Source organism: Sphaerospermopsis sp. LEGE 08334, assembly GCF_015207205.1.
In the GTDB taxonomy this organism is placed as follows: Bacteria; Cyanobacteriota; Cyanobacteriia; order Cyanobacteriales; family Nostocaceae; genus Sphaerospermopsis.
Map to the genome: position 1 here is coordinate 18,499 of NZ_JADEXH010000051.1, position 14,505 is coordinate 33,003.

The window sequence follows — 14,505 nt, forward strand, 5'->3', positions numbered from 1 at the left end:
CTATAAATAGTCAGAATCAATAATTATGCTGTTAAGTGAACATCTTAATTCTAGTAATTTGAAGTCATTTTCTCTCAATGGCTTATTCGGCTATAAGTATGTGAAAATACCTTTTGATAAAGAAGCTGTTATTCTGATTGCTGAAAATGGTTCTGGTAAAACCACTATTTTGAATGCTCTTTACTATTCAATATCTTGTAAGTTTAGTAGATTAATTACCATTGATTTTGAGTCAGTAGTGATTGAATTCACATCTGGTGTAAGTGTTGAAATTAAAAAAAGAGATTTGGTTTCTTACTATGAAGGAGATTCAATTAGAAGAGAAATTTTAAGTGATTTAAATCTTCAGCTTATATCTAAACTTAGACCTTATGTACCTTCAATTGAAATAGATAGACTTTTAATGGATATTAAACGAGGTTATCCGTCTAAAAGTATCCGCCGAAGGGTTTTAGAGCTAAGAGATATGTACGATATACAATCTCAATACTTAGATGGATTTCTTGATGAAAGAATTACGGCTGTGAAAGTCGAAGATAAACCTGAAAAAAAAATTGAGAAAATTAGAAATACTATTCAAGAAAACATTAATGAATCAATATTATATTTTCCCACTTATAGAAGGATTGAAGAAGATTTAAAAAACTTAGGTTATGAAGGGTCGCGTCTTGGAGATAGTGATGGTAAACTAATTCAGTTTGGAATGAATGATGTTATAGCAAAATTTGGTGAAATTAAAACAACAATTAAGAATGCTACCTTAGAACTATTTTCAAAAGTAACTGGTGAAATGTTAACACAATTCGTGGAAGGAATAGAACCTACACAAGAGATGAGAGATAGCATCCAGCCAGAAACTTTAAACATAGTTTTAAGTCGAGTAGGAGACAATATATCTCAAACAGATAAAAAAAATATAGAACAGTTAGTCAACTCTGAGGATATAAAATTACAGAAATATGATCAATTAGTGTATTTTCTATCTAAGCTTGTAGGACTTTATGAACAACAAAAAGAAAAGGATAATTCCATTAAGCAGTTTACAGCAGTCTGTAACAAATACTTACACAAAAAGAAAATTATCTATGATGAAACAAGTGTAGAAATTTCGATAGTTCAAGAAAGAAATCATAAACCAATAGATATTAGAAATTTATCCTCTGGTGAAAAACAGATTATATCCTTATTTTCTAAAATTTATTTGGATTCAGATGATGAATACATAATTTTGTTTGATGAACCTGAGCTTTCTCTTTCCCTGGAATGGCAAAGATTATTACTTCCTGATATTTTGAAATCTGGTAAATGTAAACTTCTTTTAGCTGTCACACATTCACCATTCATTTTTGATAATGAATTAGATGTAAATGCAATAGATTTAGATGATTTTGTCACGGAAAAATAGATGTCAGTAGCTAAACTTAGAGATGCTCGGAATAGACCAGTAGTAGCATTTACCGAATTTACCCGACAATACAAACAAAATGAATCTGCTCTATACTGCTTCTTTGAAGGTGAAGATGATAAGAAGTATTATGGAATTAGAATCAGAAATATTGCCAGACCAATAAAATACTCTTACTTTAGTTGTGACGGAAAAGAAGGAGTTTTAGACATTCATCGAATTATTACTAATCGCAAAAGTTACTCTCAAGCTAGAGCAGCATACTTTATAGACAGAGATTTTGATGTATCAATAAAAAATACAGCAATAACCGGAATATATGAAACTCCTGGTTACTCAATAGAAAATTTCTATACATCTATTAATAGTTTTTGTGAAATTCTGAGAAGTGAATTTAAACTTGCTGAATCAGATATTGATTTTAATAACTGTAAAAACCTGTATATAAAACTCCAGAAAGAATTCCATGATGCAGTTGAACTTTTAAATATTTGGATAGCTTGTCAAAGAGAAAAAAGAGCAGATTTAAAGTTATCTGGCTTTGATCTCTCAAAGTTAGTACAGATAGATTTAGATAATATCACTAGCAACTACACAATTAATGAGCTACATACTCAATTTCCCAAAGCAATTACTGTTACTCAAGAAGAACTAGACTTAAAGCAAAATCATCTATGTATACAAGAACGTCAAAAAAGTTTTCGAGGTAAATTTGAAATTTACTTTTTATTCAAATTTATTCAAAAACTAATTGAAGAAGCAAATAAAGGAAATCCCAAGTATTTTACTAAAAAAATAAAAGTTACCTTAAATTTAAGGGAAACTACGCTAATTTCTGATTTGTCCCAATATGCTGACACCCCAGATTGTCTAGTAGGTTATTTGGAATCTTTTAGAACTTCTGTGAATTAAAATTATCATAACACTTTGCGCGAAACCTCCATCTATAGTATTTTATTATCTGTAAATAATAAACCACTCTTAGGAAAATCAACCATGCTATATCACCTAGATTTTCACGTTGAATACCCCGACGACATGACACAACAAGAACTTTTTACCATTTGGAGTGAAGAAGCAGACGCAGCACTGCAAGCAAAACAAGCTGGAATTGTTGTAGATTTGTGGAAATGTGTGGGAACTCGTCGAGTCATTGTTATTGTTGATGTTCCTGCACCTGACACCCTGGATCAAATTCTCTTAGATTTACCTATCATGAAAAAAATGGGTCAAAATGTGCAAGTAGAAGTAACTCCTTTAAGAAGATATGAAGACTTTGCCGCAGATGTAAAATCTCGGTTAGAGAAAAAAGAAAAATAAGAAAATTATGGGTGAGATGATAATAACAACTTTAGTATTTAATACTGGGAAAAATGAGGATATCTATCATCTCACCAACCGCTAAACCTGAGCCAGCAATAACTGTTAAAATCCAAAAAGAATATGTTTTACTAAATCCAGAAAAACGCATTTCTAAATCAGCTAACAACGTGGTTGCTAATGGGATAAGAAATATACTGAATAAAATTGACCAAATTGCTATTAAAGCGATGGATGCACTGAGAACCAAGACGACAACTAAAGTTTGAGAACCAAAAACTAAAAGATTTTCTAACCAAGAATTACTTTTTCTGACTATAGCTATAGCGATCGCCCCCACAAAAGCCCCCACTAACCAAGCAATTTGATGAGCAGCAAGATACCATCCTAGCAGATTGTAAGCCAGCCAAAGTAATGCCAATGCAGTTACAGGAATCCTCTGGAAAAATAGCAAGTTCATATTTCCCGATCCTATAATTATTTTAACATCAATTTAAATAGACAATTTTTGACATTATTCCTCTATCTCCAGAACTATTTTAACACTATGTCAATACGGCTGCATTAATTTGTAAATTTTATCAATTTCTTACCTTGGATATATATTCAGATATTTACAAGCAAACCCATCGACAGAGATAGCCAAGTTTTTATTTTGTTACACCTATAATTGAAATAAATAATCTAATTTTTCACAAATTGCTGAGAAAGCGTATTATATAGAGCAGGTAAATAATATGTATATTGAAGACATATTACAACATCAGGTAGATAAGGTAGCGTTAAATAAAACCTTTCATGGTTTAACACAAACCGAAAGTCAACCGGAATACGCGCAACAAGAAGGATTAAACATCTCCGATTTAGCAATAGCTTTAAGTCCACTCAGCTTTGTATTTATTTGGGCAATTTTTCTGTTTATTTTGCAAAAACTTCGTTCTCATGCAGACAATAAAATAGCTTTTAGTGTCAATGGATTACATCAAGTTCCCTGTAAAAACTGTAAATTTTTCTCAAATAACCATTATTTGAAGTGTGCGGTAAGACCTGATATAGTTCTCAAGGAAGAAGCTATCAATTGTTCTGAATATTGCCCCAAAAAAGGGAAATTTACACCAAAAAAACTATTTAGATAGGGTGAAAAGTATTTTCGTGGGGGTCGGCAAGAGGCAAGAGTGAAGAGGTTTTCAGTGTGATTTGCATTTTGTTACATATTTTTGTTTTTGGTTATACAAATGAGTCCCCAGTCCTTGATCCCCAGTTTTTTACCCTTCCATCTGTTTACCTGCTTGTAAAACATTTTGCAACATAGGTGCAAGTTCTTTATTTAACCGCCCTGACCGCACAAATTCAGCATAAGTATCTGCTTCAATTGCTAATAATTCTCCCCGGAATTGTTCAGCAGAAAATTCCCGTAGATGGGGATATTCAACTTGTAATTTATCAATGTCTCCTTGTAAATCATCAATTTCACCTTTAATCAAAGTTTCTTGATAACGGTAAAATTCTGGGTTAATTCCCGGACGTTTATCTGCTTGGAGATGTTGCAAAACCCGATTTAAAGCCACATTCCGAGCCACTAATTCTAAATATTGCTCACGTAAACCAGCATCACCTAACAAATTCAACTTTTCTAATAATGGTTTAATAGTTAAACCCTGTGCAAGTAAAGTGAATAATACAACACCAAAAACAGTAGCTATAATTTCGTTTCTTTCTGGTAAAATTGTCGGTACACTTAAAGCCAGAGCAATAGACACAGAACCCCGCAACCCACCCCACCAAAGTATAGTTTTTTCAGCTAAAGAAATTTCTGATTTAGTGATAGCAGTGCTAATTTGACTGAGAATGTAAAGAGCCAATGCTCGCATCACAATCATAGCTAGAATTGTCACAAAAATGATTTGGAGATTTTCGCCCAAACTAGCAAAGCGAATTTGATCACCAATCAATAAAAAGACAATGGAATTAACAAAAAAAGCGAGAAATTCCCAAAATTCAGAAACAATAATCCGAGTTCGGGGATTCATACCAATACGAGAACCAAAGTTACCTAAAATTAAGCCAGTGGTGACAACTCCAATTACTCCAGAACCGCCCAAATCTTCCACAATTAAATATGTACCATAGGCAGAAACTAAAGTTAAAGATTGTTCCACCATTGGTAAATCAAAACGTTGGGTAAGGTAGGAAATACCAAAACCAATTAAACTTCCCACAGCCACACCAATACCGACGACTGTACAAAATTCAATTAAAATTGGTTGCCAGCCTAATTCGGCTTTTCCCAAAGGTAAAGCTACCAAAAAAGCAAAAGCCACCACCGCCATACCATCATTAAATAAACTTTCTCCTTCCATGAGGGTAACAAGACGTTTACCTACTCCTAATTCCCGAAATAATGCAGTCACAGAAACAGGGTCAGTAGCAGATAAACTAGCACCAATAAGTAAAGCAGTAGTCAGGGAAAGTCCAGCCAGTTGGTTAAGCCCAATAGCTACGCCAAGAATAGAAATTACCACCCCGAATACTGCATATAAACAAATAGGGAGAAAATCTTTTTTTAATTCTTGCCAATGTAAATTCCAAGCAGCTTCAAATAACAGTGGTGGTAAGAAAATGAGCAAAATCAAACCAGGGGAAAGAGTCACCAGACGCACATCAGCGATCGCCAAACCTAACCCAACAATTACCAGTAGTAAGGTATAAGGTATTTGCCGAAACCAACTAAAGATTTGCGGTAGGGTTGCTACACCTAATGATACTGAAAGCACTAACAGAAACTGCTTGAGATTGGCTGCAATCAAATGCTCACCCATTTGTGATTCAATCATCATCAACAATATGGTAAAGTTTTGTACTCAGCTTAATTTAACAAGACTAATATTTTTGACACCTGACTGGGGACTGGTGACTGGGGAAGAAAATTTTAGATTTTAGATTTTAGATTTTAGATTTTAGATTTTAGATTTTAGATTTTAGATTTTAGATTTTACAGCAGATTTCATTATTATGAGGTACAAATCATAATTATGAAACTCTTGTGGGGTGGGCATACTTCGACATAGTTCGACTGCGCTCACTAACCGCTCAGTACAAGTCTTGCCCGCCAATCGTGTACCTCATTACAAAGGAAAGTGCTGTAGATTGGAGTTAACAAAAACAATCCAAAATCCAAAATCCAAAATCCAAAATAAATAACTCCTGCCTCCTGACTACAGACTCTTGTTATATTTTGCTATTAACTCCTTGACTTGAGCGGCCACAAGTGGATGGGGATCTGTTTGCAAATGGGGAAGAATTTCTTGCAGCACTCGCTGGGAAACCACACTCAAGTATGAAATCACTGCTTCTCTGACAAAACCTGTAGGATGGCGCAAATTTGTCAAAATTTCCGTCGTTTTCAGTCGCACATAAGCAGCTTGCGCAAAATGAAAACAGCAAGCTAAACACCAGTCAGAGAGCAAATTTCCCTGGTTGATAAGTTTACGGACACGCTCATTGATGGACAGATTTTCATTTTGCCAAAATCCCCCATCGACAAGATACTTGAGTTTTTCTGCTTCTGGTCTTCGATCTAAAATATTCAGCAATAGAGACTTACAAGGTAAATTTACAGTGTGGTCTAAAATTTCCAATCCCCTTGCTAAATTTACCAATGATTGAGATTGGAGATTAAAAGCTGCGGCCTGCATCTTTTCTGCCGGATAAAGCAGTTTTAATAATAATAATAATCTGTCTCTGACATCTAACTCTAATTCTATAAGTGAGCGTTGTAGCAATTGGGCAATAGTGACAAGCCTTTCATTACTATGAAAATTTTCTAAAGACTCCAGATTTTGGAAGTTTATATAGGCTGCATAAATCTCACCCAGAAATTCTAATTCTTGCTCAATTAACGCTTCTACTAGACTTTCAGAGAATTTATCTATAACATTGCTCTTGTCTGGCTGTTGGTAAATTTTCAGCAAGCAGCGGAGAATATGTTCCCTGCTAATACCCCTGGATGTTTCCAAGTTTAGCCATAAAGTTTCTATTGCTTCTACTGTACCGATTTGAGCAATGGTACGCCAAGCGTGCATTTTCACTACTTCGGGTTTATAAACATTCGTAGCCAGTTTTAATAACATGGGTATGGCTTCATTTTCCATACTCACTAAACATTGCATAGCTGTTGTGCGAGTGGATTTATAGTATAGTGCGGCTAAGAGTGTGGGATAGTATTCTTCCATGCGAGTTGCGGTAATCATTTCTAAAACCGCACAGCGTACTCGTAATGATTCATCCTGCAATAAGTTGGGAATATGAACCCGCAAAGCCTGTAAATAAACCACTTCTCTGAGCGCCCTGACTCCGTTGATCCTTTCTCGTTCTTGTTTATGGGTGAGCATTCGTCGTAGAGTTTTCGTAGCTGCGGCCTGTTGCATCGGTGTACCTTGACGCAATAACAAGGCTGCTGCTGTGGCACGGATCAGTGAATGGTTTGGTGGTTCTATGTATGGTTCTAAGAGACTTAAATTCAGATTCTCTTCTGCTAACCAAACATAACGCATAGCCAAAGCAAAGACTTCTGGATCTAGGGTGGCTTGAGGCTGATCCAATAAGCGGCGAACTTCCGGCACGTACAGGGGCTTTGCTCCACCCAGCAACATGATTTCTAGGCTGGACTTTTGTAAATCTGAAGGTAATTTCACCAGCAATGGCGCTAAAACTTGTCCAGCACCGGGGAGATCGATTTGGGCTAAAACTTCTAAACAAGAGTGTTTATCAGTGCTACTGCCTGTTTCTACCAATGCTTTGATGATTCCCTGTTTGAAGGCGCGTATACTAACAGTATTTGTACTTAATCCTACCCGTTCGGCACTTAAAACTAATACATCAATGTAGCGCGATCGCAATTCCCACACAACTTTTAAACAGGTAGCTGCCACTATGACGGTTTCACCGATTAATACCCATTTTTTTAGTCCTTGAGGTACAAATTGATCAATGATGTATACACTGCCAAAAATGGCTAACCCTGTTAAACCAGAGGCGATCGCTTCGGCTGTACCACTGGATAATGCCTGCATCCGGCTACGAATCCGTTCGGGAATAGGTTGATAAAGTGCTGGACCACTACTAATAACAAAGGTATAGCGTAGCAGTTCATCACAGAATTTGAGACTGATTAAACCCCAGAAAAATCCAGGCTCTTCGATAGCTGGAAATAAGCCCAAAAATGAAATGGCCCCTGGTAATAAAAAGCCTACAGTCAGTGGTAAAAGTGCTGCTGTGAAAAACACCCCTAATTTTTCAATCAAGCGGCTGGAAATAAACCACTGAGTAGTTAATTCACACATTCCCACCAGCCCACCAAACACACCTAAGAAGCTGGCCAGTTGTTGTTCGCCTAAACTAGAATTGAGTTCCCGCAAATACTGAAAATCTATTAACAAGCCGATGGCTTGCAACAGGGCAAAAAAGGCGAATAATTGCCAAACATAGCGTTTTAGAGGTGTTTCTAGGCGGCGATGTCGGGAAGCTTGTTCTGCGGTAATTTCCCGTTGTGGTGTATAAGGGAATGCTGAAGGATATTTATAAGTTAAATAAAATAAAATTCCTGAGCCTAATAAGATGACAATACAAGCAATGAGAATGACTTGATTCAGGTTGGCGAATCGCAGTAAAATCGGCAAACTAAACCCACTAATCACATCGGCTACTAATATGCCACTACTGACTAATGGGTAAGTGCGTTTAATTTCCCGAATGTTAAATAATTGATTGGCAACAATTGAGGTGTTGAGGTCATTAACTACATAACAAGCATCTACCCACAACCGGAGCAGGAAAACAATAATTACTGCAAATAAGGGATTATTGACACCACCATACAAGAATACTAATAAAAATAATGGCATCACCATCCCCGGTGCGATCGCCACTATTACCGCACGCAAGGGAAAAACTTTTTGTAACCAAGAATATAAAACTACCAGTACAGCACCAGTAACTGCACTAGCAATATAAATCCAGGGTAGTTGTCCTGCACCATATTTATCCAAAAACAGTGCGACAGTGCTATCCTCTGCCCACCGCAATCCTACAGATACAATGGTGTAGAAGGCAAACATTGTCCAAGTGCGTTCTAACTCCTCTGGTCGGAGATTGACCCACTTCAGCAATCTTGCTAGAAAGCCTCTATCGCTTGTCAACCAGTGATTTTTTAATTCCATGCAGTTTTTTCTGGGGTGAGAAATAGGTAATCACAATGCAACAGCTAAGTATTTAGGATAACAGTAACAGCAGTTACTAAATAGCAAAAGTCCTGAACAACTGAGTATTATTTTTCCCACTCAGCAGCCAGGACTATCATTTTGAAATAAATTTACAGTTTAGTGATTGGTGATTGGTGATTGGTGATTGGTGATTGGTGATTGGGTTATTAACTTTCCCTGCTTCCCCTACACCCTTACACCCTTACACCCTCTAGCTTTTTACTTTTTGGGTGAGATCAGCATCATCATATTTCGCCCTTCTTTCTTTGGCGCTTGCTGTACTTCACCAAACGGTTCTAAATCTGTAGCCATCCGTTTTAGCAAATCCTCTGCTAAATCACTGTGTTGGATTTCTCGACCCCGGAACATCACAGTAGCTTTGACTTTATCACCATCTTTGAGGAAGCGTTCAGCTTGCTTGACGCGCACATTATAGTCGTGTTCTTCAATCTTATAGCGCATCTTTACTTCCTTCACGTCAGCCGTGTGCTGCTTCTTCCGGGCTTCCCGCGCCTTTTTCTCCTGCTCAAACTTATATTTCCCGTAGTCCATGATTCTACATACCGGCGGGTCGGCTTTGTCACTGAGTAGCACTAGGTCTAGTTCTTTTTCTTCTGCTAACTTTAGTGCTTCATGGGGCGGCATAATTCCTAATTGGCCGCCATCAGTGTCAATGACTCGAATTTTCGGGAAGCGAATGCGTTCGTTAATTTGGGGCAGATCGCGAGTTCTTTTTTTCTCAATCACAGGCATTATGATTTTTGGGAGCTTTTTTAGTTAAGGATTTGGCTTGGCTTTGGTTTACTTAGTTTTGTTTGCTATGCCAATAAAGGCAAAATACGTAAATGACTCATAATGGAAAAATGAGTGCATATCTTTAGGTTAGCTAATTCAAACAACATTTAGTTAATCTGTTGTATTTGTTATTCTACTAACTTTGTTCAGATTTCCTACAATAGTTAATTTAAATTACAGTTTTCCAGGAAAGAGTTTGTGACTACTACGTTATCTTGGCAGCAGCGGCTAGGTAATCAAAGAGATTGGCTGTGGAGAGGTTGGCAAATTCGCTATACCTACATCCGGCCTACTTACAATTACCAAAATACCACACCTTTAATTTTACTACATGGTTTTGGTGCTTCCATTGGTCATTGGCGACATAATTTAGAAGTTTTAGGTACACATCATACAGTTTATGCCTTAGATATGCTGGGTTTTGGTGCTTCTGAAAAAGCTCCGGCTAATTACAGTGTCAAACTTTGGGTAGAACAAGTTTATGACTTTTGGCAGGCATTTATCCGCCAACCAGTTATCTTAATAGGTAATTCTGTGGGTTCTTTAATCAGCTTAGTTGCGGCTGATATCCATCCTGATATGGTTGCGGGTATAGTAATGATGAGTTTACCTGATCCCACTTTGGAATTAGAAGCCCTCCCTACTTTTTTACATCCAGTTGTGGAAGGACTTAAAAGTGTTATTGCTTCGCCTTTACTGCTGAAACCACTCTTTAAGGTAGTCAGAAAACCAGAAGTATTAAAACGCTGGGCTGGTCTTGCCTATACCAACCCAGAAGCAATTACGGATGAACTTATAGATATTTTAGCAGGACCTCCACAGGACAGAGGCTCTACCCGTGCTTTTATTGCTTTGTTTAAATCTTCTATAGATTCAGAATTTAGTCCTAGTGTCAAGAAAATTTTACCAAACTTAACAATTCCTATGTTATTAATTTGGGGGAGTAAAGATAAATTTGTTCCCCCAAACTTGGCCAGTGAGTTTGCTAAATACAATGAAAAATTAGAAGTTTTGTATTTAGAAAATGTGGGACACTGTCCCCATGATGAAGCACCGGAAAAGGTGAATGAGGTAATTTTAAATTGGATTAGGGAATGGGGAATAGGAAATGGGTAATTGGTAATACAATTTTGGATTTTGGATTTTGGATTTTGGATTATTTTTGTCAAATCCAATCTAAAATCTAACATCTAAAATCTAAAATTTTCTTCCCCAGTCACCAATCACCAATCACCCAACTTTAACTTGCTCAGTGGTTACGTCAGTAGTACCATTGACAGAACGAGCTACAGAAACCATTTTGTTGAGAATTTGCTGACTGGGAACTTCACCTTTTAATACTACGGTGCTACTTAGTTGAGCTACCCAGAGGCGATCGCAATTTGCAAGTTCTGAATCTTGATCAAAGGCTAATGCGACTCTTTTAGCTAAACCACTTTGATCATATTCGCCATTTAATCCTATACGTTCTGGAGGGATTTTGTCAGCTGTAGCTGCTGGTTGTGGAGTTGGGTTTACTTTTGCGTTTTCTGGTTTTTCCATTCCAAACAGTCTTTTTAACCAACTCATAAACGGTTATCTCCTAGTTATTTTATGGTTTCTCAAATATCAGTATAAAGGGTTATAAACCAAGTAACATCTATCTCTGCTAGGATTTTCAGTAGTTTTAATCTTCCAGTCTCAGACTGGGAATGCTGTTTTTGAGTCTCTAACTCTGATTTATAGGATGTCACAGGCGTATTAAAATAAAAGCTTAGACCCAAAATTTGATTTTGTAGTCGGTCTAAAGCAGCCGTGAGTTATGGCTGATGTTAAATTTATACTCTTTATACTCCCTAGCCTGTGTTGGCGAAGATGAAACATACTCTTTCTGTACTTGTTGAAGATGAAGCGGGGGTTTTGTCCCGTATTTCTAGTTTATTTGCGCGTCGTGGCTTTAATATAGAAAGCCTTGCTGTTGGTCCTGCTGAACAGGGTGGAGTTTCCCGAATTACGATGGTTGTACCTGGTGACGATCGCGTAATTGAACAACTCACAAAGCAATTATATAAGTTGGTTAATGTCCTCAAGGTACAGGATATTACTGAGACACCTTGTGTTGAAAGGGAATTGATGCTGTTAAAGGTGAATGCTACGAGTAGCAACCGTTCTGAGGTGGTGGAACTGGCTCAGATTTTCCGTGCTAGGGTTGTGGATGTAGCGGAAGATTCTCTGACTTTGGAAGTGGTTGGTGATCCGGGTAAGATGGTGGCGATCGTCCAAGTGTTGCAAAAGTTTGGTTTAAGGGAAATTGCCCGCACGGGTAAGATTTCTTTGACTCGTGAATCTGGTGTTAATACTGAGTTGCTGAAGTCTTTGGAAGCAAAGGTTTAGTATTCAGTTATCAGTTATCAGTTATCAGCAGTCAGTTATCACGCGCCATCCTAAAAAAAGGCGATCGCCCATCCATATCATAATATTTAACTACAATAGAGGCGATCGAGTCTTTAACCCCTATTCCCAGTTTTATGACTCTTGCGAAACCTGCTGACATAGATATTACCCATCTTCCCGACCACACCGAGTTACCAGAGTCGGATGGAACATTTGTGAAGAATTTTCAAGAACATCCCCAAAGCATCTTACTAACAGACTCCATCAATAGCACCTTGCAAAAAATACATCCTGATGGACAATATGCGATCGGTCAAGACTGCGGTATTTATTGGCGTTTAACCGAACCACTGGAAAAAGGCGCGGAAGCACCAGATTGGTTTTATGTAGCCAATGTACCACCAATATTAAACGGTAAATTCCGCCGTTCCTACGTATTGTGGCAGGAATATATAGCACCTTTGATAGTTTTGGAGTTTGTGTCTGGGGATGGTGCAGAAGAAAGGGATAAAACACCGTTTAACGGTAAGTTCTGGGTATATGAACAAGCAATTAGAGTACCGTTTTATGGTATTTATGAAGTGCAGAAAGCTAGTGTGGAAGTGTATTATTTAGTGAATGGACGTTATGAATTATTACCAGCTAATGAAAGGGGGCATTATCCAATTTTACCATTAGGTGTAGAGTTGGGAATTTGGGAAGGACAGTATAATAATATGCAAGCTCCCTGGTTACGTTGGTGGGATTTACAGGGGAATTTATTGTTACATAGTGAGGAGAAATGTGTACAGTTAACTACGGAAACCCAGCAGTTAACGTCTCAGTTGGAACAGGAACAGCAAAAAGCTGCACGTTTAGCGGAACGGTTGCGGGAGTTGGGGGTTAACCCGGATGAGGTTTGAATATACCTCACGCAATCTCCGTCAGGAGATCCCGCAGGGTAGACGCAAAGACGCAAAGACGCAATTTTTTAAATCCCCGATTTCTTTGAGAAGTTGGGGATCTATGTCATATTATTCATCATTTTGCATTTGGCTTTCTGTAATTTTATTGTTATTAGATTTTAGTGGTTTGGGAATATAATTCTAGTTGCTGCATATCTGGTAAATTCAAATTAGGTTCTTCACTGTCAAATAGATGAGGGTCAACTGAAATAAAATCTTTTAAGACATTAACAGGTAATAATTCTGTGAATCCTAAAATATCTACAGAATAACCATCTCTGATCAAAATAGTAATAATTTCTTGCTGTTCTTGATGATTTTTGATTAAAGTTGCTTCTAAATCTAGAATTTGTCCATTTTCTTGAAAGATTTGTAAAAATTCGTGAGCAGGAATTATGGTATTTTGTTGGTTATTAAGAGTGTGGGTTAAAAAATTGCTTAATAATCCTGTTGCATCTATTTCAGTAATCTTCCATTGTGATTGAGGATAGGTTTTAGCCAAATAATCAACTATTAAGAAAATGCGATTTTCTATTTTTTCTTCTGGTTTAATAACTAGAGTAAGTGCAGATTTTTCTGGTTTATTCATAGAGGTTTTGGTTGTTTACTACGAGTGGGAGTACCACCTGTTATATTAGCAAGCCAAAGATGTTGATGAGGGGGTGATAAATGATCAGGACGGGGTGTACCATTAGGATATGTAGGACTGGTAAAGTCAATGTCTCGCACTGGTTGACCATTAGTATCAAATTCTCTAGCTTGATAAACTCTTTGATGGTATTGATCCCATCTTAATCTAGAATGCCCTCCTTGAGCTAAAGGATCGGCTATGGGTTCACCAAATCTTGGAGGTCTTTGACTTTGATAAACTGGTGTTCCATCCGCATATCGGGAGTGGATTTTTTCTGACACTAATGAGAGACTCCTGAAGGTAATTGATATTATTAATATTTAATATTTTGACCTAATTTGAATCAATCATACATAAAATATTGGCTACCAGCTATATCCTTAGAAGCTGGGCATTTTGTGGTTTGTTAAGTTTACGTAATTTTTCTTAATTTATCTTTATTGATAGAAATATAAATGTAACACAATTTAAGTAGATTTTACATCCCACATTCCGCACCCTCAACTGTCACAAGGTAAAAAAGCCATTAAAGTAGTACATATTAACTAAAGATAATTCAAAGATTAAGAGGGTTAATGAGAATGAGTAGCATTAAAAGGGAGATGGTGTGAGAAAGTGAAGCTTGGTAACAAAAACAAACGAAAAAAATGAATTGATAACCAAATAAGAAATAATGGATAACAACAGAATAGTAGAGGAAACTGTTGTGAAATTAAAACCTCAAGAAATAGAAATTCAGAACATAGACCATTTAGGGATAGTAGCAGGAATAATAGA

At 37.0% G+C, this 14,505-nt stretch carries 14 protein-coding genes; 7 read left to right on the forward strand and 7 right to left on the reverse strand.

Going from position 1 to position 14,505, the window contains the following annotated elements; translation table 11 throughout:
• Positions 1-25: 25 nt before the first annotated feature.
• The 3 genes from IQ237_RS22360 (at position 26) to IQ237_RS22370 (ending at position 2,725) form a co-directional block, all read left to right on the forward strand.
• Positions 26-1,405 carry an AAA family ATPase gene (locus IQ237_RS22360; RefSeq protein ID WP_194059155.1) on the forward strand — a complete coding sequence of 460 codons (1,380 nt, stop codon included), beginning with the start codon at positions 26-28 and terminating at the stop codon, positions 1,403-1,405.
• Complete coding sequence (locus IQ237_RS22365; RefSeq protein WP_194059156.1) at positions 1,406-2,317, forward strand: DUF4435 domain-containing protein; 912 nt, start codon at positions 1,406-1,408, stop codon at positions 2,315-2,317.
• A gap of 84 nt (positions 2,318-2,401) precedes the next feature.
• A complete protein-coding gene (locus IQ237_RS22370; protein ID WP_194059158.1) occupies positions 2,402-2,725 on the forward strand; it encodes a muconolactone Delta-isomerase in 324 nt (107 codons plus the stop codon).
• 31 nt (positions 2,726-2,756) lie between these two features.
• Here IQ237_RS22370 and IQ237_RS22375 read toward each other — a convergent pair whose 3' ends face one another.
• Positions 2,757-3,185, reverse strand: coding sequence for a hypothetical protein (locus tag IQ237_RS22375; protein ID WP_194059159.1), 429 nt, complete (start codon positions 3,183-3,185; stop codon positions 2,757-2,759).
• A gap of 277 nt (positions 3,186-3,462) precedes the next feature.
• Between IQ237_RS22375 and IQ237_RS22380 the strand changes: the two genes are divergently transcribed.
• Positions 3,463-3,861, forward strand: a complete 399-nt coding sequence (locus tag IQ237_RS22380; RefSeq protein ID WP_194059161.1) for a hypothetical protein — start codon at positions 3,463-3,465, stop codon at positions 3,859-3,861.
• A gap of 129 nt (positions 3,862-3,990) precedes the next feature.
• Here the strand turns inward: IQ237_RS22380 and IQ237_RS22385 are convergent, their stop codons facing one another.
• From IQ237_RS22385 to infC, 3 genes are all read right to left on the reverse strand, one after another.
• Entirely contained in the window at positions 3,991-5,562 is a 1,572-nt protein-coding gene (locus tag IQ237_RS22385; protein ID WP_194059163.1) for a sodium:proton antiporter, read from the reverse strand.
• Between the two features lie 378 nt (positions 5,563-5,940).
• The gene (locus tag IQ237_RS22390) at positions 5,941-8,943 is read right to left on the reverse strand and encodes an MFS transporter (protein WP_194059165.1); all 3,003 of its coding nucleotides are present in this window, start codon (positions 8,941-8,943) and stop codon (positions 5,941-5,943) included.
• A 261-nt stretch (positions 8,944-9,204) separates the two neighbouring features.
• Positions 9,205-9,738, reverse strand: a complete 534-nt coding sequence (gene infC, locus IQ237_RS22395) for a translation initiation factor IF-3 (RefSeq protein ID WP_096566105.1) — start codon at positions 9,736-9,738, stop codon at positions 9,205-9,207.
• 240 nt (positions 9,739-9,978) lie between these two features.
• On the opposite strand from infC, the gene IQ237_RS22400 reads away from it, so the two are divergent.
• Positions 9,979-10,896: an alpha/beta fold hydrolase gene (locus IQ237_RS22400; RefSeq protein WP_194059167.1), complete on the forward strand. Its 918-nt coding sequence runs from the start codon at positions 9,979-9,981 to the stop codon at positions 10,894-10,896.
• A gap of 114 nt (positions 10,897-11,010) precedes the next feature.
• On the opposite strand, the gene IQ237_RS22405 is transcribed toward IQ237_RS22400, so the two are convergent.
• On the reverse strand, positions 11,011-11,349 hold the full coding sequence (locus IQ237_RS22405) for a BON domain-containing protein (protein ID WP_194059169.1): 339 nt from the start codon (positions 11,347-11,349) through the stop codon (positions 11,011-11,013).
• Positions 11,350-11,634: 285 nt separating this feature from the next.
• Here IQ237_RS22405 and ilvN point away from each other — a divergent pair, with 285 nt between their 5' ends.
• Together ilvN and IQ237_RS22415 are read left to right on the forward strand one after the other, a co-directional pair.
• Positions 11,635-12,153 (forward strand): acetolactate synthase small subunit, encoded by a 519-nt coding sequence (ilvN, locus tag IQ237_RS22410; RefSeq protein ID WP_194059177.1) that lies wholly within the window; start codon positions 11,635-11,637, stop codon positions 12,151-12,153.
• A 134-nt stretch (positions 12,154-12,287) separates the two neighbouring features.
• Positions 12,288-13,055, forward strand: a complete 768-nt coding sequence (locus tag IQ237_RS22415) for a Uma2 family endonuclease (RefSeq protein WP_194059179.1) — start codon at positions 12,288-12,290, stop codon at positions 13,053-13,055.
• Positions 13,056-13,209: 154 nt separating this feature from the next.
• On the opposite strand, the gene IQ237_RS22420 is transcribed toward IQ237_RS22415, so the two are convergent.
• Positions 13,210-13,686: a hypothetical protein gene (locus IQ237_RS22420; protein WP_228020604.1), complete on the reverse strand. Its 477-nt coding sequence runs from the start codon at positions 13,684-13,686 to the stop codon at positions 13,210-13,212.
• Positions 13,683-14,009 carry a hypothetical protein gene (locus IQ237_RS22425; RefSeq protein ID WP_194059181.1) on the reverse strand — a complete coding sequence of 109 codons (327 nt, stop codon included), beginning with the start codon at positions 14,007-14,009 and terminating at the stop codon, positions 13,683-13,685. Before IQ237_RS22425 ends, IQ237_RS22420 begins: the two co-directional genes overlap by 4 nt.
• Between the last annotated feature and the right edge of the window lie 496 nt (positions 14,010-14,505).